The sequence below is a fragment of the Crossiella sp. S99.2 genome (genome assembly GCF_023094165.1).
In the GTDB taxonomy this organism is placed as follows: Bacteria; Actinomycetota; Actinomycetes; order Mycobacteriales; family Pseudonocardiaceae; genus Crossiella.
Window position 1 is genome coordinate 510,644 of sequence record NZ_JALMDK010000002.1, and the last position, 25,868, is coordinate 536,511.

General features: G+C 71.8%; 22 protein-coding genes and 1 riboswitch. Of the genes, 11 read left to right on the forward strand and 11 right to left on the reverse strand.

The window, feature by feature from the left end; genetic code table 11:
- The first annotated feature begins 37 nt into the window (after positions 1 to 37).
- Positions 38 to 922 carry a DUF3027 domain-containing protein gene (locus MZC64_RS08915; protein ID WP_247761554.1) on the forward strand — a complete coding sequence of 295 codons (885 nt, stop codon included), beginning with the start codon at positions 38 to 40 and terminating at the stop codon, positions 920 to 922.
- Complete coding sequence (locus tag MZC64_RS08920; protein ID WP_247761555.1) at positions 919 to 3,849, forward strand: sacsin N-terminal ATP-binding-like domain-containing protein; 2,931 nt, start codon at positions 919 to 921, stop codon at positions 3,847 to 3,849. The genes MZC64_RS08915 and MZC64_RS08920 overlap by 4 nt, the downstream gene beginning before the upstream one ends.
- 36 nt (positions 3,850 to 3,885) lie before the next feature.
- Here the strand turns inward: MZC64_RS08920 and MZC64_RS08925 are convergent, their stop codons facing one another.
- Entirely contained in the window at positions 3,886 to 4,167 is a 282-nt protein-coding gene (locus tag MZC64_RS08925) for a DUF2530 domain-containing protein (protein ID WP_185001463.1), read from the reverse strand.
- Positions 4,168 to 4,221: 54 nt separating this feature from the next.
- Between MZC64_RS08925 and MZC64_RS08930 the strand changes: the two genes are divergently transcribed.
- Complete coding sequence (locus MZC64_RS08930; protein WP_247761556.1) at positions 4,222 to 5,679, forward strand: NCS2 family permease; 1,458 nt, start codon at positions 4,222 to 4,224, stop codon at positions 5,677 to 5,679.
- Between the two features lie 77 nt (positions 5,680 to 5,756).
- On the opposite strand, the gene MZC64_RS08935 is transcribed toward MZC64_RS08930, so the two are convergent.
- On the reverse strand, positions 5,757 to 8,420 hold the full coding sequence (locus MZC64_RS08935) for a ricin-type beta-trefoil lectin domain protein (protein ID WP_247761557.1): 2,664 nt from the start codon (positions 8,418 to 8,420) through the stop codon (positions 5,757 to 5,759).
- Positions 8,421 to 8,604: 184 nt separating this feature from the next.
- On the opposite strand from MZC64_RS08935, the gene MZC64_RS08940 reads away from it, so the two are divergent.
- Entirely contained in the window at positions 8,605 to 9,036 is a 432-nt protein-coding gene (locus MZC64_RS08940; RefSeq protein WP_247761558.1) for a MarR family transcriptional regulator, read from the forward strand.
- A 102-nt stretch (positions 9,037 to 9,138) separates the two neighbouring features.
- Complete coding sequence (locus MZC64_RS08945) at positions 9,139 to 10,401, forward strand: MFS transporter (RefSeq protein WP_308300981.1); 1,263 nt, start codon at positions 9,139 to 9,141, stop codon at positions 10,399 to 10,401.
- A 156-nt stretch (positions 10,402 to 10,557) separates the two neighbouring features.
- On the opposite strand, the gene MZC64_RS08950 is transcribed toward MZC64_RS08945, so the two are convergent.
- On the reverse strand, positions 10,558 to 11,181 hold the full coding sequence (locus MZC64_RS08950; protein ID WP_247761559.1) for a superoxide dismutase: 624 nt from the start codon (positions 11,179 to 11,181) through the stop codon (positions 10,558 to 10,560).
- Between the two features lie 129 nt (positions 11,182 to 11,310).
- Positions 11,311 to 11,434: riboswitch (cobalamin riboswitch) on the forward strand.
- A gap of 27 nt (positions 11,435 to 11,461) precedes the next feature.
- Between MZC64_RS08950 and MZC64_RS08955 the strand changes: the two genes are divergently transcribed.
- The 3 genes from MZC64_RS08955 to MZC64_RS08965 are packed head-to-tail and all read left to right on the forward strand — an operon-like array spanning position 11,462 to position 14,237.
- On the forward strand, positions 11,462 to 12,439 hold the full coding sequence (locus MZC64_RS08955; RefSeq protein WP_247761560.1) for an ABC transporter substrate-binding protein: 978 nt from the start codon (positions 11,462 to 11,464) through the stop codon (positions 12,437 to 12,439).
- Complete coding sequence (locus MZC64_RS08960) at positions 12,436 to 13,467, forward strand: iron ABC transporter permease (protein WP_247761561.1); 1,032 nt, start codon at positions 12,436 to 12,438, stop codon at positions 13,465 to 13,467. Before MZC64_RS08955 ends, MZC64_RS08960 begins: the two co-directional genes overlap by 4 nt.
- Complete coding sequence (locus MZC64_RS08965) at positions 13,464 to 14,237, forward strand: ABC transporter ATP-binding protein (protein WP_247761562.1); 774 nt, start codon at positions 13,464 to 13,466, stop codon at positions 14,235 to 14,237. The genes MZC64_RS08960 and MZC64_RS08965 overlap by 4 nt, the downstream gene beginning before the upstream one ends.
- A 5-nt stretch (positions 14,238 to 14,242) precedes the next feature.
- On the opposite strand, the gene MZC64_RS08970 is transcribed toward MZC64_RS08965, so the two are convergent.
- Positions 14,243 to 15,103, reverse strand: coding sequence for a helix-turn-helix transcriptional regulator (locus MZC64_RS08970; protein ID WP_247761563.1), 861 nt, complete (start codon positions 15,101 to 15,103; stop codon positions 14,243 to 14,245).
- Between the two features lie 73 nt (positions 15,104 to 15,176).
- Here MZC64_RS08970 and MZC64_RS08975 point away from each other — a divergent pair, with 73 nt between their 5' ends.
- A complete protein-coding gene (locus MZC64_RS08975; protein WP_247761564.1) occupies positions 15,177 to 15,842 on the forward strand; it encodes a hypothetical protein in 666 nt (221 codons plus the stop codon).
- A gap of 66 nt (positions 15,843 to 15,908) precedes the next feature.
- Here the strand turns inward: MZC64_RS08975 and MZC64_RS08980 are convergent, their stop codons facing one another.
- From MZC64_RS08980 to MZC64_RS09005, 6 genes are read right to left on the reverse strand one after another with little or no spacing between them, the layout of a single operon-like run.
- On the reverse strand, positions 15,909 to 16,412 hold the full coding sequence (locus MZC64_RS08980; RefSeq protein WP_247761565.1) for a hypothetical protein: 504 nt from the start codon (positions 16,410 to 16,412) through the stop codon (positions 15,909 to 15,911).
- The gene (locus tag MZC64_RS08985) at positions 16,409 to 17,884 is read right to left on the reverse strand and encodes a hypothetical protein (protein WP_247761566.1); all 1,476 of its coding nucleotides are present in this window, start codon (positions 17,882 to 17,884) and stop codon (positions 16,409 to 16,411) included. The genes MZC64_RS08980 and MZC64_RS08985 overlap by 4 nt, the downstream gene beginning before the upstream one ends.
- Before the next feature lie 14 nt (positions 17,885 to 17,898).
- Complete coding sequence (locus MZC64_RS08990; protein WP_247761567.1) at positions 17,899 to 18,711, reverse strand: heme ABC transporter ATP-binding protein; 813 nt, start codon at positions 18,709 to 18,711, stop codon at positions 17,899 to 17,901.
- Complete coding sequence (locus MZC64_RS08995; RefSeq protein WP_247761568.1) at positions 18,708 to 19,739, reverse strand: iron ABC transporter permease; 1,032 nt, start codon at positions 19,737 to 19,739, stop codon at positions 18,708 to 18,710. The genes MZC64_RS08990 and MZC64_RS08995 overlap by 4 nt, the downstream gene beginning before the upstream one ends.
- On the reverse strand, positions 19,739 to 20,710 hold the full coding sequence (locus tag MZC64_RS09000; protein ID WP_247761569.1) for a hemin ABC transporter substrate-binding protein: 972 nt from the start codon (positions 20,708 to 20,710) through the stop codon (positions 19,739 to 19,741). The genes MZC64_RS08995 and MZC64_RS09000 overlap by 1 nt, the downstream gene beginning before the upstream one ends.
- Positions 20,707 to 21,384, reverse strand: coding sequence for a hypothetical protein (locus MZC64_RS09005; protein ID WP_247761570.1), 678 nt, complete (start codon positions 21,382 to 21,384; stop codon positions 20,707 to 20,709). The genes MZC64_RS09000 and MZC64_RS09005 overlap by 4 nt, the downstream gene beginning before the upstream one ends.
- An 82-nt stretch (positions 21,385 to 21,466) precedes the next feature.
- On the opposite strand from MZC64_RS09005, the gene MZC64_RS09010 reads away from it, so the two are divergent.
- Positions 21,467 to 22,603 (forward strand): hypothetical protein, encoded by a 1,137-nt coding sequence (locus MZC64_RS09010; RefSeq protein ID WP_247761571.1) that lies wholly within the window; start codon positions 21,467 to 21,469, stop codon positions 22,601 to 22,603.
- 46 nt (positions 22,604 to 22,649) lie between these two features.
- Positions 22,650 to 24,263 carry an ABC-F family ATP-binding cassette domain-containing protein gene (locus MZC64_RS09015; RefSeq protein WP_247761572.1) on the forward strand — a complete coding sequence of 538 codons (1,614 nt, stop codon included), beginning with the start codon at positions 22,650 to 22,652 and terminating at the stop codon, positions 24,261 to 24,263.
- 61 nt (positions 24,264 to 24,324) lie between these two features.
- On the opposite strand, the gene MZC64_RS09020 is transcribed toward MZC64_RS09015, so the two are convergent.
- Entirely contained in the window at positions 24,325 to 25,824 is a 1,500-nt protein-coding gene (locus MZC64_RS09020; protein ID WP_247761573.1) for a glutamate-cysteine ligase family protein, read from the reverse strand.
- Positions 25,825 to 25,868: the final 44 nt, after the last annotated feature.

Genomic DNA, 25,868 nt, shown 5'->3' on the forward strand with positions numbered 1-25,868 from the left:
GCATCGGTGCCTGCCGAGATGCGGCACAATCTGCTATGTGACCCCAACCTCCACTCCAGCCGAGCACCGGACCGACTCGATCGACGGCACGCCGGAGAGCACCGCTCTGGTGAACGCGGTTCCGCTGGCGCAGGCCGCGGCCGAGGAGGCTGCCGAGGGCGAGGAGGTCGGCGGGCACGTCGGCATCTCGGTCGAGGACCCGGCTGCGGTCACCCACTTCTTCGAGGCCGCGCACCCCGGCTACAGCGGCTGGCGCTGGGCGGTCACCGTCTCCCAGGCAGGCGGCGAGGAGCCGGTCACGGTCAGCGAGGTCGTGCTGCTGCCCGGCCCGCAGGCCCTGGTCGCCCCGGACTGGGTGCCGTGGAACCAGCGGGTCAAGGCGGGCGACCTGGGCGTCGGCGACCTGCTGCCCACCTCCCCGGACGACCCCCGCCTGGTGCCCGGCTTCCTGGCCAGCGACGACTCCGCGGTGGAGGAGGTCGCCAAGGAGATCGGCCTCGGCCGGATGCGGGTGCTGTCCTGGGAGGGACGCGCCGAGGCGGCCGAGCGCTGGACCGGCGGCGACTTCGGCCCTGGCAGCGACATGGCGCGCAGCGCGCCGGGCTCCTGCGCGGGCTGCGGGTTCTTCCTGCCGCTGGCCGGGGCACTGCGGGCGGCCTTCGGGGTGTGCGGGAACGAGTACGCGCCCGCCGACGGCCGGGTGGTGCACGCCGAGTACGGCTGTGGCGCGCACTCCGAGGCCGAAGTGGACACCACCCCGCTGGTGCCGGTGGCCGAGGTGGTCTACGACGACTCGATGCTCGACGTCGAGCACACCGTGCTGACCGCGCCGGCCCCCGAGCCCGCCGCTGAGGCCGAGGCCCCCGCCGCCGAGGCTGCCGAGACCGAGACCGACGCCGCCGCGAACGAAGCACGGGAGTGAACGAACTCTTCCGCGCCGACGAGCTGCGCCAGGCGACCCTGGCCGCCTGGGCCTCCTCACCGACCCGGTTCCGCGAGGACGCCAACGCCGAGGACGACCTGCGCTACGGCGGTTACCGGGACCGGCTCTTCGTCGAACTCGCGCAGAACGCCGCCGACGCCGCGGGCGCGGGCGGCATCCTGCGCGCCACCGTGGCCGACGGCGAACTCCGGGTGGCCAACACCGGCGCCCCCCTGGATGCCGAGGGCGTGGCCGCGCTCGCCTCGCTGCGGGCCTCGGCCAAGCGCTCCGGTGGCGTCGGGCAGTTCGGCGTCGGGTTCGCCGCGGTGCTGGCGGTCAGCACCGAGCCGAGCGTGCGCTCGGCAGCCGGTGGCGTGCGGTTCTCCGCCGCGGACACGCTGACCGCGGTCCAGGCGCTGCCCGAGCTGGCCGCCGAACTCGCCGACCGGGACAACGCGGTGCCGGTGCTGCGGCTGCCCTGGCCCGTCGAGCCCGCGCCGCTGCCGCCCGGTTTCGACACCGAGGTGTGCCTGCCACTGTCCGATGTGGACGGTCAGGTGTTACTGGACCAGCTGGCCGGTCAGGCCGAGGACCTGCTGCTCGCACTGCCCGGACTGAGCCGGATCGAGGTCGCCGACCAGGTCTGGACCCGCACCGACCACCCCGACGGCACCACTGAGCTGCACACCCCCGACGGTCCGAAACGCTGGGCGCTGCACCGGGAATCCGGGCAGCTCGGCGAGGAGGCCCTGCTCGGCCTGGGTGTGGAGGCGCGGCGGCGGACCGGGTGGACGGTGTGCTGGGCGGTCCGGCTGGACGAGTCCGGTCAGCCGCGACCGGCCGGGTCCGACGTGCTCTACGCGCCGACCCCCACCGACGAGCGGCTCTCACTGCCCGCGCGGTTGTTCGCCGGGCTGCCGATCGAGCCCTCCCGGCGGCGGCTGGCGCCGAGTCCGGCCGCGGACGCGGTGCTGCGGGCCGCTGCCGCGTGTTACCCGCAACTGCTGCTGGCACTGCCGCCGACCAGCCGGACCGCGCTGGTGCCACTGCCGGAGTTCCCGCTCTCCGAGGTCGACGAGAAGCTGCGGGAGCTGGTGCTCACCGCGCTGAGCAACGCCGAATGGCTGGTCGGGGCGGAGGAGGACACCGTGCTGTCCCCGCGCCAGGCCTGCCTGCTGGACGTGGCAGCGCCGGAACTGGTCGAGTTGCTCGGCCCGTCCCTGGGCGGGTTGCTCCCCGCCGAACTGGCCGAGGCCGGGCACCTGCGCGCGTTGCAGGCCGTCGGCGTGCGGCGGATCCGGCTGCCCGAGGTGGTCGCCACCGTGGCCGGGGTGGACCGCGCGCCCGAGTGGTGGCACCGGCTCTACACCGCGCTCGCACCGGTGGCCGAGGTCGACTCCACCGCCCGCGAGGAACTCGGCGCGCTGCCGGTGCCGCTGGTGGACGGTCGCACCGTGACCGGACCGCGCGGGGTGCTGCTGCCCGAGGTGGCCGCGGACATTCTCACCGCTATGTCCACAGTGGACATCGGCCTGCGGGTGGTGCACCCGGACGCGGCGCACCGGCTGCTGGAACGCCTGGGCGCCCGGCAGGTGGGCGCGGCCGAACTCCTGGACGAGCTGCGGCCCGCGGTGGAACGCAGTGTCGAGGACCTGGAAGCCGGACTGGACACCACCGCACTGACCGAGGTGGTGCTGCGACTGGTGGACCTGGCCGGACTGCGCCGGGGCGAGGTGCCCTGGCTGTCCGCGCTGGCCCTGCCGGACGAGCACGGCGACCCGCGCCGCGCGGACGAGTTGCTGTTGCCGGGTTCGCCGCTGCGCGCGGTGCTGGCGCAGGACAGCCCGCTGGGCGTGATCGCGGCCGATGTCGCCGAGCGCTGGGCGCCCAACCTGCTCACCGCGATCGGCGTGCTCGACTCGTTCCCGATCATCGTTGATGAGAACCCGACCGGGCCCGAGCACGACCTGCCGGACGAGCAGGAGTGGTGGGACGAACTCGCCGCCGCGCACCCGGCCGGTGAAGGCCCGCGGCAGATCATCGCGGTGGGCGACCTTGACCTGGTCGCCGAGGAGCACTGGCCGGAGGCGCTGCGACTGCTCGCCGCGGATCCCCTTGCCTGGCAGGCACTCCGGCTGCGGGACGGGCACACCGCGTGGTGGCTGTCCCGGTTCGCGCTGATCGGCGGCCGTCCGCCGCGGGACTGGCGGCGGGCCGACGTGGACGAGCTGAACGGCCTGTACGAGGTGGTGCCGGCCGAGGGCCTCAGCGACGAGCTGCTGGCACTGCTCGGCGTCCGCGATTCGGTGGAAGTGTCCGATGTGGACGATGCCATCGACGTGCTGGCCCGGCTGGCCGACCCGGACCGCCTGGTGCGCGAGGGCGTGGTGCTGCGTGCGCACGAGGCCCTCGCCGACGCGGTCAGCGCGGGCCGGGTCGATCCGGCCGAGGTGGACCCGCCCGCCGCGGTCCGATCCCTGGCCGGGACCGTGGTGGCCACCGAGCGGGCGCTGGTGCTGGACGGCCCGTGGTGGCTGGCCGTGCTGGACCCGGCCGAGGTGGTCGCCGGCGGCGAGGCATCCCCGCTGGCCGATCTGCTGGACCTGCCGACCTCCGACGGCGACGAGGTGGTCAGCAGCGGCCGGGTGCAGCCGTGGGCGGAACTGGACGGCGTGGTCGAGTCCTGTGACCTGCTCGGCCTGGACTACCCCGACGGCGACCTGCACGTGCACGCCGAACTGGTGGTGCTCCTCGACGAGGTCCGGCACACCGTGCCCTGGTGGCTGGACCCGGACGGCGACCTGCACACCACCGAGGAACCGCAGGGCCTGGCCCGCGCGCTGGCCTGGACCCTGGACCGCTGGGAGGACCGGCACCTGCTGGCCGCCCTGCTCGCCGATCCGACCGCGCCGACCCTGTTGCGCTGAGCCGACGGCGTCGCCGCCCACCGGGGTGGCGACGCCCTAGACCCCGGTCTGCGCCGTGCGGGAGCCGCGCCGGGCCGCGGCCCGCTGCCAGGCGATCACGGCCAGCCCGGTGAACCCGAGCAACCCGCCCACCAGGCAGGTCCAGGTCCACACCGACTCGGTGCCGCGGACCAGCAGCAGCACCACGAACGCGGCGAAGAAGATCCCGGTGCCGACCGAGACCGCGGGCACCGCGTCGGTCAGACCGCGCGGCAACGCCGGGGGCGGCGGTGGGGTTTGCCTGTTCGTAACCGGGCTGGGTTCGCTTCTCTCGGCCACGTCAGGCAGGCTACCTGCCGAAACGATCGCCAGTGGCAGCAGGGAGGAGCCGCGATGGCCAAGACGTGGGTGCCGTCCGGTCTGGACCGGTTCTTCAAGATCTCCGAGCGCGGTTCCTCGGTCAGCCGGGAGGTCCGCGGCGGCCTGGTCACCTTCGTGACCATGGCCTACATCGTGGTGCTGAACCCGCTGATCCTGGGCAGTTTCTCGGCCCAGGACGCCGCGGCCAAGAAGGACGTGCTCGGCGAGATCCTGCCGGTGCCACAGGTGGCCGCGGTCACCGCGCTGGTCGCCGGGGTGATGACCATCCTGTTCGGCCTGATCGCGAACTACCCGTTCGCCATCGCCACCGGCCTCGGCATCAACAGCCTGGTCGCGGTCACCATCGCGCCGCAGGTCACCTGGCCGGAGGCGATGGGCCTGATCGTGGTCAACGGCCTGGTGGTGCTGCTGCTGGTGGTCACCGGGTTCCGCACCGCGGTGTTCAACTCGGTGCCACCACCGCTGAAGGCGGCCATCGCGGTCGGCATCGGCCTGTTCATCTGCCTGATCGGCCTGGTCGACGCGGGCTTTGTGCGCCGCATCCCGGACGCCGCGGGCACCACCGTGCCGGTCGGCCTTGGCATTGGCGGCTCGATCGCCTCCTGGCCCACCCTGGTGTTCGTGGTCGGCCTGGTGCTCACCGGGATCCTGGTGGCGCGCAAGGTCCGCGGCGCGATCCTGATCGGCGTGCTGGGCAGCACCGTGCTGGCCATCGTGATCGAGGCCCTGGTCAACGCGGGCCCGTCCAAGGGCGTCAACCCGCGCGGCTGGAACCTGGGTTACCCCGCGCTGCCGGAGAGCTTCTTCAGCCTGCCCGACCTGTCCCTGGTCGGCGAGGTCTCCTTCGGCGCCTGGACCCGGCTGCCCGCGCTGGCTGCCGCGATGCTGGTCTTCACCCTGGTGCTGACCGACTTCTTCGACACCATCGGCACCATGACCGGCCTGGGCAAGGAAGCCGGTCTGGTGGACAAGAACGGCCAGCTGCCCAACACCAGCAAGGCCCTCTTCGTCGACGGCGTGGCCGCGGTGGCCGGCGGCGTCGCCTCCAGCTCCTCCAACACCGTCTACCTGGAGTCCGCGGCCGGCATCGCCGAGGGCGCCCGCACCGGCCTGGCCAACGTGGTCACCGGCCTGCTGTTCCTGGCCGCCATGTTCTTCACCCCGCTCTACCAGGTGGTGCCGGTGGAGGCGGCGGCCCCGGCGCTGGTGATCGTCGGCGCGCTGATGATGACCCAGATCACCGACATCGACTTCACCGACTTCACCATCGCCCTGCCCGCCTTCCTGACCATCGTGGTCATGCCGTTCACCTACTCCATCGCCAACGGCATCGGCGCCGGCTTCGTCAGCTACGTCGCGCTCAAGGTGGCCACCGGCAAGGCCCGCACCATCCACCCGCTGATGTGGGTGGTGGCGGCGGCCTTCCTGCTCTACTTCGGCATCGGCCCCCTGCGCGCGCTGTTCGTCTAAGCCCCCACCCGCCCAGTTGGCCCAAGTCGTACGCCGGTTTGGCCCAACTGGGCGTACCAGTGGGCCAAGTCGACGGGTCAGCCGATGCCCCAGAACTGGTTCAGCCCGCGGTGGACGTGGTAGACGACGATGTCCGCGCCGTTGTTCGGGTTGAAGTTGCCCACGTCCACCGCCAGCCCGTTGCTGCCCGCGCGCAGCACCCTGGTCGCCGGGTTGTAGGTCCAGACCTGGCCGTCGCCGCCGCAGGGCTGCACGGTCACCAGTTGCGGGGCGGGCGGGTTGTCCGGGCCGTGGTCCAGGCAGCCGCCGCTGCCGATCGCCATCCGGCCGTCCAGGCGGTGGGTGAAACGCTGGGCCGGGCTGCCGTTGCAGTCGTAGAGCTGGATCTTGGTGCCGGGCGCTGACGAACCGCCCGCGGCGTCCAGGCAGCGGGCGCCGGTGAGGTCGGTGTGCAGCAGCGAGTTGTCCGGGCGCGGGCCACCGGCCGGGGTCCAGGTCTGGTTGGGGTTGCCCAGCGGGTGCCACAGGCCCAGTTCGGCACCGCCGTCGCTGCGGTTGCCGAAGACGTCCAGGACCAGGTTGTTCGGCGCCAGCAGGGCGCGTTTGGCGGTGTCATAGGTGAAGACCTGGCCGTCGCCGCCGCAGTCCTGGATGGTGACCACCCGGCCCGCGGCGGGCTGGTCGTCGCCGTAGTCCAGGCAGCCGCCACTGGCCACCGCCAGCCTGCCGTCGGCGCGCAGGCTGATCCGCTGGGCGTTGCTGCCGTTGCAGTCCCAGATCTGCACCTTGGTGCCCGGGGTGTTGCGGGCGCCCGCCGCGTCAATGCACCGCTCGCCGGGCTGGTCGGTGGTGACCGGCGCCTCGGTGAAGGTGGCCCGGCGCGGGGCCCGCGGGTCGAACCGGACCGGCACTGACACACTGGGCGCGCCGGTGGCGGTGAGCAGGAAAAGCATGTGGTAACCGGGCAACGCGGCGGTCGCGTCGGCCGGGGCACGCAGCGTCATCCGACCGTCCACTGTGGACTCAACCGTCAGCTCCACGTGCCGCTGGGTGGTGTTGAGCGAGTGCGTGGAGGCGCTCGGGGCGACCAGCACCGCGCGGGTGGCCGGGGCCTCGCCCTGGTAGTCCACGGTGAAGGACTGCCCGTAGGACAACACCTCTGGCGCGTGCGTGATCGAGGGCCGCGGGCCGCGGAAGAGGTTCGGCGGCTGGTAGACCTCGATCGAGCCCAGCAGGTTGTCGTTCTTGTCCGGATCGCGGGTCAGCTGCTGGAACTCGTCCCCGGTGACCAGCACCCGGCCGTCGGCCAGCAGCACCGCGTTGGAGTGGTAGCCGCGCAGCATCGCCGAGGACGGGCCCAGCCGCCAGTTCTTGGTCGCCGGGTCGTACAGCTCCACCTGCCGGTATCGCTGATCGCCTTCGGCCACCTTGTATCCGGCGCCGTAGTCGCGCAGCGCGCCGCCGGTCTCGCCGTTGACCGAGAGCACGCCGCCGTCGGGCAGCAGCACCAGGTTGTCGTTGTTGCGGCTGAACGCCCGGGTGCTGTCGGTGATCCACTGTCCGGTGGCCGAGTCCAGCCGCAGCGCTTTGGGATCACCGGTGAGACCGCCGGCCAGCAGCGCCTGGGTCGGGCCCTGCGGACCGCCGGGCAGCGCCACCGCCGGGCCGTAGCGCCGGATCACCCCGTCCGGCCGGTCCGCCAGCCGCTGGATCGACCAGGAGGTGGTGTTGATCCGGTGCTGCTGGTCAGCGCCGCGGCCGAGCAGGTAGGTGGAGCCGTCGGCCATGGTGAAGGCGTGCGGGTAGTCCCAGGCGAAGACCTGCATGGGCGCGGTCTCGCTGGGCAGGTTCGTCTGATTCCGTTGGGTGACACCGGGAATCGGGGTGTTCCGGGCCGGGAACAGCTCGGTTTTCGCGGTGAGCCAGCCGTTCTCGTCCTCGCCGGAGACGGTGCCGACCCGGCCGTCCGGGGTGAGGAAGGAGGTCGGGTACCAGCGGCCGACGGAGAGGTCCTGCTGCCGGTGCCAGGTCTCGGTCCACGGGTCGAAGGTGAACACCAGCCGGGCCCCGGACAGCTGGCCGTTCTTGGCCAGGTTGCCGCCGAAGACGGCCAGGTTCCCGTTGGGCAGGAACACCATCCCGGTGCAGAACAGCGGCGCGGGCCGGGCCTGCCCGGTGCCGTCCGGCATGTCGATCACCGGTGGCGGCACCGATTTCCACGCGTTCGCCCCGGTGCCCGCGCTGGGGTCCCAGAGGTGCGCGCGGCCGCGGTTGCGCACGCCGACGGTGTAGGTCGGGCTGGTCTCTTCCTGGGGGTTCTTGGTCACCTCGTCGAAGCTGAAGCTGAGCACCTTGCCGGTGGGCAGCACCGCCACGTGCACGCCGTAGTCCGGCGAGGGCTGGGCGATCCCGCTGGTCTCGAACCGGCCCACCTCGTGCGCCGGACCGGGCGGCGGCGGGGTCTCACCCGGCGCGTCGAACCTGGCGTGCGGATCGGCCTTGCGCCCCTCTCGCAGTGCACGCTTGCGTGCCTCCAGGTGCTCGCGCGCGTGCTGCTCGCCGAGGATCTTGCGTTCCTGCTGGTAGAGGTACTCCGGGGTTTCCCGGTCCGGGCTGGCCCCCGGTGGCTGGCCATGGTTGTGCGAGCCGTGGTCGTGCGCGGCGTGCTCGTGCGGTGGGGCGGCCACGGCCGTCCCGGTGAGTAGTAGGGACAGCACCAGCCCAGGCAGGACTCTGCGCACGCCAAACACACCTTCCGTTACGGAGTGGGATTGGGCGTGAGTTCCCCCCGACGGGCCTGCCGCCCGTCCTTCAGTTGACGATGCGATTGCCGTTCTGGGTAGAGCCGAATGGCCGCAACCGGGAGCCTTGTGTCGTAGGACAAACAGGGCAGCCGGGGTGAAAGTCGTGAGGTATGCTAAGGATGTGTCGGAGTTTGAGACAGAGCCCACCCTCGCCAGCCGGTTGCGGCTGTCCGTCGTGCGGCTCAACCGCAGGCTTCGCGCCCAGCGCACCGATTCCACGGTCACGCTGACCCAGCTCTCGGCGCTGTCCTGCCTGTTCAAGTGCGGACCGCTGACCCCGGGTGAGCTGGCGGCCAAGGAAGGCGTGCAGCCGCCCTCGATGACGAGGGTCATCGCCGCGCTGGAGGACCACCGCTTCGCCACCCGGCGGCCGCATCCCACGGACGGCAGGCAGGCGATCGTGGAGATCAGCGAGCAGGGGCGGGCGTTCATCCGGGCCGATGTGCAGGCGCGGGAACGCTGGCTGGACAAGCAGTTGGCCGAACTCGACGACTCGGACCGGGAAGTGCTGGCCCGTGCCGCCGAGATCATAGACAGGATGGCGGGGCAGTAACGAGTGACGACCTACGCGGAACGTGAGCCGGAACAGTTAGACCGTTCACCCAACGACTCCCCATCCCCGCGTAGCAGTCCATCTCCGGTACGGCGCAAGGGCATGTTCGCCTCGCTGCGCACCCGCAACTACCGCTACTTCGTCGCAGGCGCGAGCGTCTCGCTGATCGGCGTCTGGATGCAGCGGGTCGCCCAGGACTGGCTGGTCCTGGATCTCTCGCACGGCAGCGCGGTCGCCCTCGGCATCGCCGCCGCCCTGCAGTTCGCGCCCACCCTGGTGTTCTCGCTGTGGGCAGGCGTGCTGGCCGACCGGATGGACAAGCGCAAGCTGCTGATCGGCCTGCAGACCGCGATGGGCCTGTGCGCGCTGGCACTGGGCCTGCTGGTGGTCACCGGCGCCGCGCAGCTCTGGCACGTCTACGCGCTCTGCCTGGCGCTGGGCTGTTTCACCGCGGTGGAGACGCCGGTGCGGCAGTCCTTCGTGGTGGAGATGGTCGGCAAGGACCAGGTGACCAACGCGGTCGCGCTGAACTCGATGAACTTCAACCTGGCCCGGATCACCGGCCCGGCCATCGCCGGCGTGCTGATCACCTTGATCGGCACCGGCTGGGTGTTCCTGCTCAACGCGGCCACCTTCGTCACGGTGATCCTCGGCCTGTTCCTGATGAACCCGGCCCAGCTGCACCGCAGCCCGCCGGTGCCCAGGGCCAAGGGCCAGCTGCGCGAGGGCCTGCGCTACGTGCGCGGCCGCAAGGACCTGGTCGTGCTGATGGTGCTGGTGTTCTTCGTCAGCACCTTCGGCCTCAACTTCAGCACCACCCTGGCGGTGGTGGCGCGCAACGTCTTCCAGCGCGACGCCGACGGCTACGGCCTGCTCTCCACCCTGCTGGCGGCCGGCACCTTCCTGGGCGCGCTGCTGGCCGCCCGGCGCAGCACCAAGGGCAAGCCGCGGCTGCGGGTGATGATCGGCGGCGCGATCGTGTTCGGGATCCTGGAGATCGTGGTCGGGCTGATGCCCACCTTCACCGCGCTGGGGCTGATGCTGATCCCCACCGGCATCGCCGTGATGACGTTCACAACCACGGCCAACTCGACCGTCCAGCTGGCCGTCCGGCCGGACATGCGCGGCCGGGTGATGGGCCTGTACATGCTGGTCTTCCTGGGTGGCACCCCGCTGGGCAGTCCGGTGATGGGGTGGGTCGCGCAGGAGTTCGGGGGCCAGGCGCCGCTGCTGGTGGGCGGGATCGTGTCCCTGCTGGCCGCAATCGTGTGCGGAGCCGTTCTCGCAGGTCGCGGCGGCATGCGCTGGCCGGTCGGCCGATGGTCACGCTTTCGAGGGCGTCGCCGGGGCTTGACGACCGAGTGAAGTAAGCCTAACCTAAGTCTTGTCCGCTTCGTGGTGGGAGCGGCAGTCAGTTCGGGAACAGAGTGAGGCCCCGGCTCCGCAAGGAGTCCGGGGCCTCACTCTTTCGGCGACGTCAACTTGTCGGAGCATCCACCGCCGAAGTTCTGGGTGCTGCGATCAGGGCAGCAGCAGGCCGTTCTTGCCCGCGCGGGCGTCCTCGAAGCGCTTGCCGACCTCGGCCCAGTCCACGATGTTCCACAGGGCGTTGATGTAGTCGGCCTTCACGTTGCGGTACTGCAGGTAGTACGCGTGCTCCCACACATCGAAGACCACCAGGGGGGTGGTGGCGATCGAGAGGTTGGAGTGGTGGTCCTTGAGCTGCTGGGTGATCAGCCGCCGGCCGATCGGGTCCCAGGCCAGCACGCCCCAGCCGGAGCCCTGGATGGTGGTGGAGACGGCGTTGAGCTGGGCGCGCAGCTTGTCGAAGGAGCCGAACTCCTCATCGATCGCGGCGGCGAGTTCGCCGGTGGGCTTGTCCCCGCCGTTGGGCGAGAGGATCTTCCACCACACCACGTGCATGGCGTGTCCGGCCAGGTTGAAGGCCAGGGTGTGCTCCAGGCCGACGATCGAGCCGAAGTCGCCCTTGTCCCGGGCTTCGGCGATCTTGTCCAGGGTGTCGTTGGTGCCCTTGACGTAGGCCGCGTGGTGCTTGCTGTGGTGCAGCTCGTTGATCTCGCCGCTGATCGCCGGCGCGAGCGCGGAGTAGTCGTAGTCCAGATCGGGCAGGACGTAGGCGCCCATCAAGAGCCTCCCCATGTGAATGGCAGTCAGTTCATGAGAGTGCTGTGCAACTACAAGTTACTTGCAACAAGCCATGGTCACGAGTTGGGGTCGGCAGTTTGACCTGGCTTGTCCTGCCGGGTGAGCATCAGCGTCAGAAGTCCGAATGTTCGCCCTCAGGCAGGGGAAGCCGGTCGAAATCCGGCGCTGACCCGCAACGGTGGGCCGCTTCACGCGGTGAGCCCGAGTACCTGCCGAGGGTGCGATCACCGATCTCCGTCGAGGCTCGCGGAAGGTGTCCATGAAGAAGTCGTTGCTCGCCGCTGTGTGCGTGCTCACGCTCTCGTTCTCGGCGTGTGGGAGCCCAGCGGCCGCTCCGCAAACCCCTGCCGCGGCCGCGCAGGAGATCGTCAACTGCGGCCGGACGCAGAAGTTCGACGGTCAGCCCAAGCGGATCCTGAGCATGAACCAGCACGCCACCGAGGTGCTGGTGGCGCTGGGGGTGACCGACCGGATCGTGGGCACCGCCTACCCGGACACCCCGGACGTGCCCGCGGCCATCGCCACCGACTACGCCAAGGTCAAGACCATCTCGCAGAAGTACCCGACCCTGGAGCAACTGCTCGGCACCGAGCCGGACCTGGTGGTCGGCGGCTACGCCAGCGCCTTCGCCGAGAAGGACGGCCGCGGCCGGGACGCCCTGGAGGCCAAGGGGATCCGCACCTTCCTGCTCTCGGAGAACTGCCCGGACGCCACCGCGGCCATCGGCACCTACACCGATGACCTGGGCGTGCTCGGCCGGCTGCTCGGCGCGACCGAGCAGGCCGGCAGGCTGATCGGGGAGACCACCAGGGCCGTGGACGAGGTGACCGCCAAGGTCGCCGCCGCGAACAAGCCGGCGGTGCCGGTGTTCTTCTACGACAGCGGCGAGCAGGCCCCGTTCACCGTCGGCGGGCGTGGGCTGGGCAACGACCTGGCCAAGCGGGCAGGCGGCCGCAACATCTTCGCCGACGTGCCCAAGGTCTTCGGCGACGCGAGCTGGGAACAGGTCGGCGACCGCGCGCCCGAGGTGATCGTGCTGGTGGACTACCTCGGCGACAACGGCGGCGTGGACGCCAAACGCCGCTTCCTGGAAGGTCATCCGCTGGCCAAGGGCACTCCGGCGGTGCGGAACAAGCGGTTCGTCACGCTCACCCTGCCCGACCTGATCGAAGGCATCCGGCTGCCCGCGGCGCTGCGCACGCTCACCGCCGGGCTGCACCCGGACCTGGCCAAGTGACCAGGGTTCCCCTCGGCCTGACCCTGCTGCTCGGTTTCCTGGCGCTGCTCGGCGCCGCCAGCCTGGCCCTGTCCTTCGGGTCGGTGGCGGTGCCGGTCGGCCAGGTGTGGCGGATCCTGCTGCACTGGGCCGCACCCGGGCTGGTCGAGGCCGACTGGACGCCGGTGCGGGCGGCGATCATCCGCGAGTCCCGGCTGCCCAGGGTGGTGCTGGCGGTGCTGGTCGGCGCGGCGCTCGCGCTGGCCGGGGCGGTGGCCCAGGTGGTCACCCGCAACCCCCTCGCGGACCCGTACCTGCTGGGCGTCAACTCCGGGGCCGGGTTCTTCGTGGCCGTGGTGCTGGTGCTGGGCATCGGCGCCGGGGTGCTCGGCGCGGCCACCGTGCCGCTCGCGGCCTTCCTGGGTGCGCTGGTGGCGTTGCTGCTGGTGCTCACGGTGGCCGGGCGGTTCGGTTCGGTGACCGCGCTGGTGCTCGGCGGACTCGGCGTGGCGCAGATCTTCGGCGCCGGCATCCTGATGGTGATCTTCCTGGCGGCCAAGGGCGATCAGGCCAAGCAGGTGCTGTTCTGGCTCAGCGGCGGACTCGGCGATGCCCGCTGGGAGAGCATGGTCGTGCCCGGAGTGGTGCTCGTGCTGGCGCTGGCCGCCGGCATGGCGGTCGGGCGCTGGCTCAACCTGCTCTCCGCCGGCGATGACGGGGCGGCCGCGCTCGGCGTGAATCCGAAGAAGCTGCGGTTGCTGGCCCTGATCGGGGTCGCGCTGCTGGCCGGGACCTCGGTCACGGTGGCCGGTGGCATCGCCTTCGTCGGGCTGATCATCCCGCAGGCGGCCGCGTTCCTGGTCGGCGCGGACGCCCGACGGCTGCTGCCGGTGGCCGCGCTGCTCGGCGGGGTGTTCCTGGTCGCGGCGGACCTGCTGGCCAGGGTGGTGATCGCGCCGCTGGAGATCCCGGTCGGCGCGGTCACCTCCTCGGTGGGCGGGGTGGTGTTCCTGGTGATGCTGTACCGGCGGCGGGGGAGGGCGGCATGAGCGTGCGCACCGAAGGCGTGCGGGTGGCCCTGGGCGGCCGGATCGTGGTGGACGGCGTCGACCTCGAACTGCGTGCGGGCGAGGTGCTGGGACTGGTGGGGCCCAACGGTTCCGGCAAGACCTCACTGCTGCGCACGCTGTACCGGGCACTGGCCCCGGCCGGGGGCACGGTGCTGGTGGACGAGCGGCCGGTGACCGGGTTCGGCCGGCGGGAGCTGGCCAGGACACTGGCCGCGACCACCCAGGAACCTGAGCACGCGGCCGCGCTGACCGTCTCCGAGGTGATCACCCAGGGCCGCACCTGTCACCGCGGCTGGCTGGAGTCGCTGCGGGCGCAGGACCACGCCGCGGTCGGCGAGGCGATCACCCTGGCCGACCTGGAAGCCTTGCGGGACCGCGATGTCCGCACCCTCTCCGGCGGCGAGCGGCAGCGGGTCTCCATTGCTCGCGCGCTCGCCCAGCAGCCCCGGATCCTGGTGCTGGACGAGCCGACCAACCACCTCGACCTGCGGCACCAGCTCGCCGTGCTGGAACTGCTGCGCGCCCGCGCCACCGAGGGCCTGTCCGTGCTGCTCACCCTGCACGACCTGCGGCTGGCAGTGGAGCACTGCGATCGCCTGGTGGTGCTCGACGAGGGCAAGGTGGTCACCGCCGGGCCGCCGGTCGAGGTGCTCACCGCCGACCTGCTCGCCGGGGTCTTCGGCGTGCGCGGTCAGCTCAGGGAGCTGGCCGATGGACGGTCCACAGTGGACATCGCGGGGACGGTATGAGCTGTCTAAGCAAGTTCCTTGGCGAACTGGCGGATCAGGCGCAGCGAGTCCACGGTGCTCAGCGCGCGTTCCAGGGCCTGGTCGAAGGCGGAGTCGAACTCGCGCAACCGCACCGGGTGGTCGATCAGCGAGGTCGCGGTCACCGTCTCCTGCCACAGCAACGTGGGCAGCTGTGGACTGGGGAACTCCAGCAGGTGGAACCCGCCGCCGCCGAGGGCGTGGAATGCCTCCGCGGTGAACGGCACCAGCCGGATGTCCACAGTGGACGGTCGCTGCTCCACCATCGCGACCAGGTGCCGAAGTTGCGCGGCCAGCACCGCGCGGCCGCCGACCTGCTGGTGCAGCACGGCCTCGGTGACCACCGCGGTCAGCCGCAACGGGTCCGGGCCGTCCAGCCGGTGCTGGCGGATCAGCCGGGCCTCCAGGACCCGCTCGACGTCGGCCATCCGGATGTTCGGCCCGGCGCCGCGGATCACCGCGCGGGCGTAGTCCTCGGTCTGCAACAGGGCCGGGATCAGCCCGCCGTCGTAGGAGCGGATCGCGGCCGCGCCGTGCTCATAGCCGAAGAAGCGCAGCGTGTCGTCGTTGAACAGCCCGCCGTAGCCCTGCCACCAGGACCGTTGCTCGGCGGCCGAGCGCAGCTCGATGAGTCCGGCGTAGGACTCCTCGCTGAGCCGGTAGGCCTTGGCCAGCGCCTTCAGCCGCACGTCGGTGATCTTCAGCTTCCCGCCCTCGACCCCGGAGACGTAGGGCTGGGTGAGCCGGGCGGCCTTGGCCGCGGCGACCGCGGTGAGACCGGTCAGCTCCCGGTGCTCGCGCAGCCGGAGGCCGAGTTCCCAGTTGGCGACGGTGGGTGAGGTGGGCACTAACGCAACTCCAGATGACGGTGCTGATATCAGTGCAGAAGTCTCGCACACCGGGCCCGGCCACGAAGGAGTGATGGCCGCGGCCTGCCCGGAGATCCGGATCCGCTGCGACCCGGCCCCGCCGGACACCCTGTCCTGCGCCCGGGTCGCGGACGACCCGGAGGTGGCGTTGGGGCTGGTGGCGGCGGAGATGGCCGCGACCGCGCACCGGGTGGAGGCGGCGGCCGCGCGCACCGCCTTGTCGGTGTACGCGATCAAGATCGGTCAGGCCACGGTGCTGCCCTGGGCGCTCGGCCTGGGCTGGTGGCGCCCGGACCGGGTCCGGCTGGGCGGGGACGGCGGCCACGGCTGGCACACTCTGCACCTGCCCGGCGCACCGGAGCCGGTCGGCCTGACCGAGTTGATCGACGGGATCTTCGAGCGGCATCTGTTCCGGGTGGCCGGGCATCTGGCGGCGGTACGCGGCTGCGCGCGGCCGACCATGCTCGGCCAGATCGGTTTCGGCATCGGCACCGCCTTTGCCCGCGCGGCCCGCGGCGGCGCCGACCCGGCCCGCCTTTCCCTTGCCCACCAACAGTTGTGCGCCGCCCTGCCCTGGCTCGGCCCGACCGGCCGCCTGCTACCCGGCACCCACGGCCTGACCTTCCTGCGCAACCACTGCTGCCTGTTCTGGACCGCCCCGGACGAGGACGCCTGCCGCAGCTGCCCCCGCCGCACCGACGAGGACCGCCTCACCTGACCACTTGGGCCAACTCGTACGGCGAGTTGGCCCAACCGGGCGTACCGGTTGGGCCAACTCGGCGGGTTAGCTGAAGGCGACCGGGATGAAGACGTCGAAGCTGCGGTCGCTGGCCTGCCAGTGGTCGCGGCGGGTGATGATGGCGCAGGTCTCGACGGCGCAGTTCAGGCCGCCGGTGTTCTCCTTGAGGTAGATCTTGGCCGTGAACGAGCCGTTGGCCGCGATCGGGTAGGTGTTGCCGCCGAGCGGGGTGTTGGTCACCCAGGCCGACGGGCCGATGCCGGTGCCGCCCTGGCCGTCGCCGCCCTGGCAGGGGCCGGGCTTGACGCCGTAGCTGAGGTCCGCGGGGACCTTGCACAGCGCCACGTAGTAGCCCTTGTCGGTGTGGTAGCCGGTGCCGGTCACGGTGATCTCCTGGCCGTTGACCGCGATCGCGGTGGCCTCGGAGGCGGTGATGGTGCGGCCGTTGCGGCTGGCCGAGTCGGGGGCCGCGAGGGCCTGGCCGGTCATGGCCAGCACACCGGCGATCGCGCCGACGGAGACGAGAGCGGCCTTCACCTTGTTGTTCATGCTGTTTCCCTCTTCTTGGTTCGGTGGTGGAACAGCAGCAGGGCGGTGCCGGCCGTCAGGAGGGCCAGCCCGGTCAGTAGCGGGAAGATCGGTTCCGCGCCGGTGTTGGCCAGCCGCGGGGTGGGCGGCTGGGTGGTTGCCGGTGGCGGTGCGACGGCCGGGGTGGTCGTCGTCGTGGGGGGAGTCGTGGTGCCCGGCGTGGTGGTGCCGGTGGGCGGTGGTGTGGTGCTGGTCGTGGGCTGGCCGCCGGGGACGGTGAGCACGGCGGCGGCGGTGGCTGTGCTGCCGGTGGGGTTGGTGAACACGGCCCGGAACTGCCTGCCGGACAACCGGATCTCCGCGGTCACGGTCAGCGTGTCGCCGGTCTCGCGCAGGTCGGTCCAGCTGCGGCCGCCGTCGATGCTCTCCTGCCAGCGGGTGCTCACCGCGCCCCTGGCACTCGCGCTGAACCGGGCGGCACTGCCCGCGGCGACCTCGACGCCGGCGGGTTCGGTGAGTAGCACCGGCGCGGCGAAGCGGGCGAAGACCTGGATATTCGCGCCGTCGGCCACGTACACCGCGCCAGTGTTCGCGTTGACCCCGATGGACCCGGGTGCGGCCACTTCCAGGGTGCCGATCACCTTGCGCCGCACCGGGTCCAGCACCGCGACCTGACCGAGTTCGGCCTGCGCGGCGTAGAGGAACCCGGTGGCCGGGTCCACCGCGGCCCGGCCCGCGCCCGCGCCGGCGGCGAAGGGCTCGCCGAACACCTGGGCGGTGCGGGTGTCGATGGTGGTGACCGTGCCGTTGGCCTGGTTCACCGCGTACAGCCGGTGCAGCACCGGGTCCACGGCCAGCCCGCGCGGGTTCGCGCCGACCGGGATGGTGGCGATCACCTTGTGCGCCTTGGTGTCCAGCACCGACACCGTGTTGTCGTCCAGGTTGGCCACGTAGGCCCGGCCCTGGTGCACCACCACCTGGTCCGGTCCGGAGCCGACCGGCACCGTGGCGATCACCTTCTGCTGCACGGGATCGAGCACCGAGACCACGGCCGCGCCGCCCTCGGCCACGAACACCAGTCCGCTGTCCTCGTCCACGCCGACGCCGTTGGGACCCGCGCCGACCGGGATGGTCGCGGTGATCTGCCGGGTGACCGCGTCGATCACCGAGACCGAGGGCTTCTTGTCGACCACGCCGCGGTTGACCGCGAACACGGTTCTGGTCCTGGTGTTCGCGGTCAGCTGTGCGGTCAGGTTGCCGAGTTTCGGGGTGGTGCCGACGATCTGGTGGTTGCCGCCGAGTGCGCCCGCGGTGGCGTTGCGGGTGCTGGTGAACCAGGTCTCGCCGCCCAGCGCCGCGAAGGAGTTGATCCCGGGCACGGCCACCGTGGCGGCTTTCTCGTGCCGCACCGGATCGGCCGCCTGCGCGGGTAGCGCGGCGGCGAGCAGGATCGCGCCCGCGGCCAGTAGTGCCGCGGGGAGTCGGTGGAACATGGCGGTCTCCCAGCTCAGTCAGGGTCGCGGCGGGGCAGCACCAGCGGCGCCCCGGTTCGTGGATGGGCCAGCACCTCGACTTCGTGCCGGTAGACCCGGCTCAGCAGTTCGCCGGTGAGCACCTCGGCCGGCTGGCCCGCGGCGGCCAGTTCGCCGCCGGAGAGCAGCGCGACCCGGTCCGCGTAGGCCGCGGCCAGGCCGAGGTCGTGCAGCACCACGACCACCGCGTCCCCGGCCTCGGCCCGGCGTTTCGCGATGCGCAGCACGGCTTCCTGATGCCGCAGGTCGAGTGCGGCGGTCGGTTCGTCCAGCAACAGCAGTCCGGCCCGTTGCGCCAGCACCCTGGCCAGCGCGACCCTGGCCCGTTCGCCGCCGGAGAGCGAGGGGAAACGGCGATGCGCGAACTCGGCGACCTCGGTTTCCCGCATGGCCTCCGCGATCGCCTCCTCGTCCTGCTCGGCCGCCGGGGTGCCGACCCACGGCGCGCGCCCCATCTCCACCACCTCGGCCACGGTGAACGGGAAGGACAGCAGCACTTGTTGCGGCAGCACGGCCCGGCGCACCGCCAGCTCCCGCGGCCGGTACCCGGCAAGGGGTTTGCCGTGCACCAGCACCTGCCCCGCGGTCGGGGTGACGTCTCCGGCGAGCGCGGCCAGCAGGGTGGACTTGCCCGCGCCGTTGGGGCCCAGCAGCGCGAGCACCTCGCCGGTGCGCGCGGCCAGGCCCACCCGGTGCAGGATCCGTTGCCCGCCAAGGTGCACGTCGATGGCGACCGCCTCGGCGACCACGGTGCCCGGCGGTGCGGGTGCGGGGAGTTCGAGTCTCATGCCCACCCGCCCTGACTGGCCCTGGTGCGGCGCAGCAGCCAGAAGAAGAACGGCCCGCCGACCAGCGCGGTCAGCGCCCCGATCGGCAGCTCCACCGGCGCCAGCACGGTGCGCGCTACCAGGTCCGCGGCCACCACGACCACCGCGCCGCCGAGCGCGCTGACCGGGATCAGGAACCGGTGCCCCGGCCCGATGATCATGCGAACCACGTGTGGCACCACAAGTCCGACGAACCCGATCATGCCCGCTACGGCCACCGCGGCGGCGGTCAGCAGGGCCACCACGAACATCAGCGTGCCGCGCAGCCGTTCGATGTGCACGCCCAGGTGCCGGGCCGGGCGTTCGCCGAGCGCGAGCAGGTCGAGCTGGCGGGCGAACAGCGGGGCGAGCAGCAGTCCGACGATCGCGCAGGGCAGCACCGCGAGCACCTTGGGCCAGGTGGTCGAGGCCAGGCTGCCCATCATCCAGAACACCACCGAGCGCAGCTGGGCGTCATTGGAGTAGGTGAGCAGCAGGTTGATCACCGCGCCGGTGGCCGCGTTGACCGCGATCCCGGTCAGCACCAACGTGACCACCTCGGTCCGCCCGCCGGAGCGCGCGACCAGGTACACCACCGCTACCGTGACCAGCCCGCCGATGAAGGCGGCCGCGGGCAGCGTCCAGGAGCCGAGCGCGGTCACCCCGAGCACGGTCACCGCACTGGCCGCCATCGCCGCGCCACCGGACACACCGACCACCGCCGGCTCGGCCAGGGGGTTGCCGAACACGCCCTGCATCACCGCGCCCGCGCAGGCCAGCGAGGCCCCGACCAGCACGCCGAGCAGCACCCGGGGGAAGCGGATCTGCCAGAGCACCGCGTCCAGGTAGCCCGCGCCGGTGGGCGCCTCGGCCAGCCCGAGCCGGTGCGCGACCGAGGCGAGCACATCGGCCACCGGACTGGGGAAGGCGCCGATTCCCGCGCCCAGCAAGCACAACAGCACCAGCGCGATCCCCAGCCCCAGCACGAGTGCCAGGCGACGTGCGCGCATCAGCGCAGACCTTCGGCCAGCGCGGTGACCACCAGCGCGGTGCGCGGCCCGAAGTTGAGCAGCACGCCGTCCTCGATGGCCACCACCCGGCGGCCGGCCGCGGCCGGGGTCTGCGCGACCCCGGGCAGCTTGAGCAGCCCGTCCACGCCCTGCACCGAATCCAGGCCCTTGCTCATCACCAGGATCGCGTCCGGTTGCGCCTTGACCAGCGCCTCGGCGGTCAGCGGGGTGAACGGGCCGAGTCCCAGTTCCACTCCGACGTCACTGGCGCCGGCCGCGTCGATGATCGAGTCCGCGCCGGATCCCTTGCCGCCCAACAGGTAGACCGCGGCCTGCCCGCGCAGGTACAGGAACGCCACCCGCGGTTTCCGTTGTCCCTGCGGCACTTTCGCCCGCGCGGCGTCGATCTCGCCTGTGGTCCGTTCGGCCAGTTCCCGGCCCGCGCCCGGCACGCCGAGCGCGGCGGCGACCGCTTCGATCCGGGTGTAGGTGTCCGGCATCCGCTTGGCCTCGGGCAGCACCACCACCGGCACCCCGGAGTCACGCAGCTGGCTGATCGCCTCGGGCGGGCCGATCCCGGGTTCGGTGAGGATCACGGTGGGGCGCAAGGACAACGTGCTCTCCGCGGACACGTCGTGCCCGGAGGTCACCACGGGCAGCGCCTTGGCGGGCTCGAAGGTGGCGGCCACGTCCCGGCCGACCACGTTCGCGCCGAGCCCGAGGGTGAACACCACCTCGGAGATCGATCCGGCCAGCGGGATGATCCGGGAGACGTCGGTGACGGTGACCTTGCGGCCGTCCACCGAGTCCACCGTCACCGGTAGCGCGGGGGTGGGCGTGGCCAACGGCTTGATCCGCTGCGCGTTGACCTCGGTCGCCCCCGAATTGGTCGGGGTGCTCGCCTGCGGCGCGGGCGCGGCGCAGCCGGCCAGCGCGAGCAGTAGCGCACCGGCCAGTAATCGGCGGCTCATGCGGCGGATCGCTTGCGCAGCAACCGGATCACCAGCACCACGGCGACCAGTGCGACCACCACGCCGAGGCCGACCAGCACGATCGGCATGGTCGAGCTGCTCTGCGGGGTGACGACGGTCTCGGTGACGGGAGCGGGTTCCGGCCCGAACTTCACCGGCACCACCACGTCCTGGGTGCGGTCGGCGGTGCGGGTGTGGTCGGTCCGGCTGACCAGCGCGCACTTCACCCCGCTGTCCCGGCAGTCGATCTTCGGCTCGGCCGAGAGCACCGGGCTGATCTTCAACTGGGCGGTGAAGGTGCCATCCGGGCCGAACGGCTTGGCCAGGTCCTTGCCGTAGGAAGGCGGGTTGTTCGAGATCCACTGGGACGAGCCGCTGGCCCCGCTCATGTCCGCGCCGCCACCGCACGGCCCCGGCTGCTTGCCCGGCCCGTTGTCCACGCAGAAGGCAACGTAGATGCCCTTGTCCACCCGGTAGCCCTGGCCGGTGACGGTGACGCTCGCGCCGCTCTCGTCCAGGCCCTTGGTCTTGGACACGGTCAGCTGCTGCCCGTAGTCGCCGGTGACCGTGGTGCCCGCCGGGCTCTCGGTGACCGCTCCCGCGCCGGGCACCCGGCTCACGGTCACCGCCGACGGCGGCACGTAGCCGCTCGGCGGCGTGGTCTGCTCGGTCATTACGCCCCCACTAGCCAGGTGAGACTTACCTATCTATTGTTAGCCTAACCTAAGTAGGTCGTTTTGTTGATGGGGTGAACGGATGATGCGAACGGTCCGGCTGACCGCGGCGCTGCTGCTGGGGCTGATCTTCGCCCTGCCGGGAACCGCTGTGGCCCAACAGGTTCCGCAACTCTCCGCCGATCGGTCCAGTGGTCTGGACCCGGCGGGGGAGCGGATCGTGGTGCGCGGCGCGGGCTTTGCCGCCAACGCCACCCTGGCCCTGGGCGCCTGGTCCGGCAGCACCGCGGATCCGGCCGGTCCGGCCACGATCACCACCGCGGCCGACGGCGGATTCGCCACCGAACTGCTGGTCAGCCCGGCCTTCGCCCCCGCGGGCGGCCCGGTCGAACTGCGGGTCAGCGTGCCAGGGGTGGCCCCGCTGCCACTGCGCTTTGGCGGGAACCCGCCAGTCACCAGCACCTCGACCACACCCCCGGTGACCAGCACGCCCGGCACCTCGACACCCGGCACTTCGACCAGCACGCCGACCGCCGTGCCACGCATCGACGCCCCGCGAGCCGAGGCCGCGGCGGCGCCGAAGCTGGCCGCGTCCAAGACCCAGGGCCTCAACGCCGCCGGGGAGAAGGTCACCGTGACCGGATCCGGCTACAACGAGGCCAAGGGCATCTACGTCGCGGTCTGCGTGGACAACGGCGCCGGCAAGGTGCCGACCCCCTGCCTGGGCGGCGCGGACCTCTCCGGCAAGAACGGCAACTCGGCCTGGATCTCCAGCAACCCGCCGCCCTACGGCAAGGACCTGGCCAAGCCCTACGGCCCCGGCGGCAGCTTCTCGGTCGAGCTGACGGTGACTGCCAAGGACGAGTACACCGACTGCGCCGTGCTCAAGTGCGCGATCGTCAGCCGCGCCGACCACACCCTGGGCGCGGACCGCAGCCAGGACGTGATCCTGCCGATCACCTTCGGCGGCAACGGAAATCCGGCCCCGACCACGACCACGACGCCGCCGCCGCCCGGTGGCGGCGGTGAACAGCCCGGCGGGGGCACGGGTGGCGGCGGGGGCGGCACCGGCGGCGGTGGCGGGGGAGGTGGCCGGTCCGGGGGGCTGGCCAACACCGGCGCCGGGCCGATCCTGCCGATCACCCTCGGCGGCCTTGCCCTGCTCGCCGGTGGCGCCTTCGCGCTCTACGCCGGACGTCGACGCTCCACTGTGGACTGACTAATTCGGTTGCGGCCTAGGGTGCCTGGCTGCGACCGTCGACGGCGTGTCCATTCTGCTAGCGCGGAAAGTCACAGTGTCGTTTGGTCCGCGGACCGTGCTCTCGGAGGTCGATCTTGATGTCTCACCCGGTGACCGGATCGGCCTGAGCGCACCCAACGGGGTGGGCAAGTCCACCCTGCTGCGGGTGCTCGCCGGTGAACTGCCGCCCGAGTCGGGCGCGGTCACCCGGCGGGCGGGCGCGGCGCTGGCCTACCTGACCCAGGAAACCGACCTGCGGCCCGGCGAATCCCTGCGCGAGCACCTGGCCCGGCGCACCGGCGTCGCCCAGGCCGAGGCTGAGTTGGACCGCACCGCCCAGGCGCTGGCCACTGAGCAGGACGCGGGCGATGCCTATGCCACGGCCCTGGATCACTGGACCGCGGTGGGCGCGGCCGATTTCGACGAGCGCGCCGCCGTGGTGTGCGAGCAGCTCGGCCTGCCTGCCGATCTGCTCACCGATCGCGGCGCGGGCGAACTCTCCGGCGGCCAGGCGGCCCGGCTGCGGCTGGCCTCGGTGCTGCTGGTGCGCGCGGACGTGCTGCTGCTCGACGAGCCCACCAACGACCTGGACGCCGCGGGGCTCGACCTGCTGGAGAACCGGGTTCGCTCCAGCCGGGCCGGCATTGTGCTGGTCAGCCACGACCGCGAGTTCCTGGCCCGCACGGTCACCTCGGTGGCCACCATCGACGAGTTCAGCCACCAGCTCAGCGTCTTCGGCGGCGGCTGGCAGGCATACCTGGACGAGCAGGAGACCCTCGCCCGGCACGCCCGCGAGGCGTATGAAACCTATGCGGACAAAAGGGATTCGCTGGTGCAGCGTTCCCGCCGGATGAAGGAGTGGTCCCGCAGCGGGGTCCGGCGGGTGGCCCTGTCGGACGAGCCGGACAAGAACATCAGGGCGGCCAAGAAGCAGGGCGCGGAGAACACCGCCGCCCGAGGGTCCACCGCGGACCGGGCACTGGCCCGGCTGGCCGAGGTGGACGAACCGCGCGAACCGTGGGAACTGCGCCTCACCCTGCCCTCGGCCGGGCGTGGCAGCGAGATCGCCTTCGCCCTGCGCGGCGCGGTGGTCGAGCGCGGTGACGTCCGGCTCGGCCCGGTCGACCTGACCATCGGCGGCGGCGAGCGCTGGCGGATCACCGGCGCCAACGGCGCGGGCAAGTCCACCCTGGTCGGCGCGCTGCTCGGCCGGATCCCGCTGTTGGCCGGGCAGGTGCTGACCGGCGCCAACGTGGTGGTCGGCGAGGTGGACCAGCTCCGGCACACCTTCGACACCGAGGACACCGCGCTGGAGGTCGTCATGGCCGCCACCGGCTTCCAGGCCGAGCGGACCCGCACCCTGCTGGCCAAGTTCCGGGTCGGCGCGGACGTGGTGCTGCGCCCGGCCCGCACGCTCTCGCCCGGTGAGCGCACGCGGGCCGGACTCGCTGTGCTGCAAGCGAAAGGCACCACCTGCCTGGTGCTGGACGAGCCGACCAACCACCTGGACCTGCCCGCGATCGAGCAGCTCGAACAGGCCCTCGCCGACTACCCCGGCACGCTGATCCTGATCACCCACGACCGCAGGCTGGCCAAGGCCGTCAAGGTCGGCTTCACCCTGGACGTCGGCACGCTCTGAGTTGGCGGCCGAGAGCGGGCACCCCCGACTGGCACCCGCTCCCGACCTCGTTAATTGGCTCTCAGCCCCCGACGGGCCAGGTGTGCACCGGCTCGCCCGAGTGCATCAATTCCATGTACCGCCGCAACATCCCGGTCAGCGCCGCCTCCCGGTCCAGCCCCCGGCTCTCCAGCCGGGCCACCGTCTCGCGCTGCCAGGTCGACCCGGTGCGCCGCGCCACGCACCGCTGCTCGATCACCCCGAGGTAGCGCTCGCGGGCCGCGTCGGAGACCCCGCACAGCCGCAGTCCCTCGTGCGCCATCGGCAGCAGCCGCCGCAGCACCAGCTCATCCGGCGGGATCCAGCCGATGCCCGGCCAGTACAGCTGCGCGTTCATCCCGTGCCGCGCGCCGCTGTAGAGGTTCTCCTCGGCCGCTTGGAAGGACATCTGGGTCCACACCGGCCGGTCCTGCTCGGTCAGCGCCCGCTGCGCGCCGTAGAAGAAGGCCGCGTTGGCCAGCACGTCCAGCACGGTCGGGCCCGCGGGCAGCACCCGGTTCTCCACCCGCAGGTGCGGCACCCCGTCCACGATGTCGTAGACCGGCCGGTTCCACCGCCAGATGGTGCCGTTGTGCAGCCGCAGTTCGGACAGCTTCGGCGCCCGCCCGGCCGCCAGCGCTTCCAACGGGTCTTCCGCCTCGGTTTCGGGCAGCAGCGCCGGGAAGTAGCGGACGTTCTCCTCGAACAGGTCGAAGATCGAGGTGATCCACCGCTCGCCGAACCACACCCTCGGCCGCACGCCCTGGTTCTTCAGCTCCTGCGGCCTGGTGTCGGTGGCCTGCTCGAACATCGGGATCCGGGTCTCGTGCCAGAGCGCCTTGCCCAGCAGGAACGGCGAGTTCGCGGCCAGTGCGACCTGCACCCCGGCCAGGGTCTGCGCGGCGTTCCAGTGCGCGGCGAAATCGTTCGGCTCCACCTGTAGGTGCAACTGCACCGAGGTGCAGGAGGACTCCGGCAGGATCGAGTCGGTGTAACTGCGCAACCGCTCCGGCCCCTTGCCCGGCATCGGTGCGCCCTCCATGTCCAGCAGCATCTCCTCGCCGCGCGCGCCGAAGATCTGCGCGTTGAGCAGGGAGTAGCGCGGACTGGTGGACAGCCACCTCGGGTCGAAGTGCTCCCGGCGCAACGTCGGCAGCATGCCGATCATGGCCAGGGCGGCGCCTGCGTCATGGGCCTTGCCGTCGGCGGCGTCGAGCTGCTGGCGTAGCTCCTCCTCAAGCTCAAGCGCCTCGTCCCCGGCCAGCGGCCGCGGCGCGACGTTGATCTCGATGTTGTACTGGCCTAGTTCGGTCTGGAAAGCAGGGTCGGAGATCTTCTCCAGGACCACCGTGTTCGCCATGGCAGGCCGTAGCGTCTCGTCGACGAGATTCAACTCGATCTCCAGCCCCATCTGTTGCCGGGGAAAGGAGAAGTGGTTCTCGGCGAGCATCCGGGCGAGTGCGTCCAGGCAGCGCTGGACCTTGTCCCGGTATCGCTGACGATCCTCCCTGGTGAACGTCCGGTTGGTCACGTCCCTTCCCATGCCGCCTCCCACTCGGTCGGCTGGTTTGGCCGGGCACACCAGCG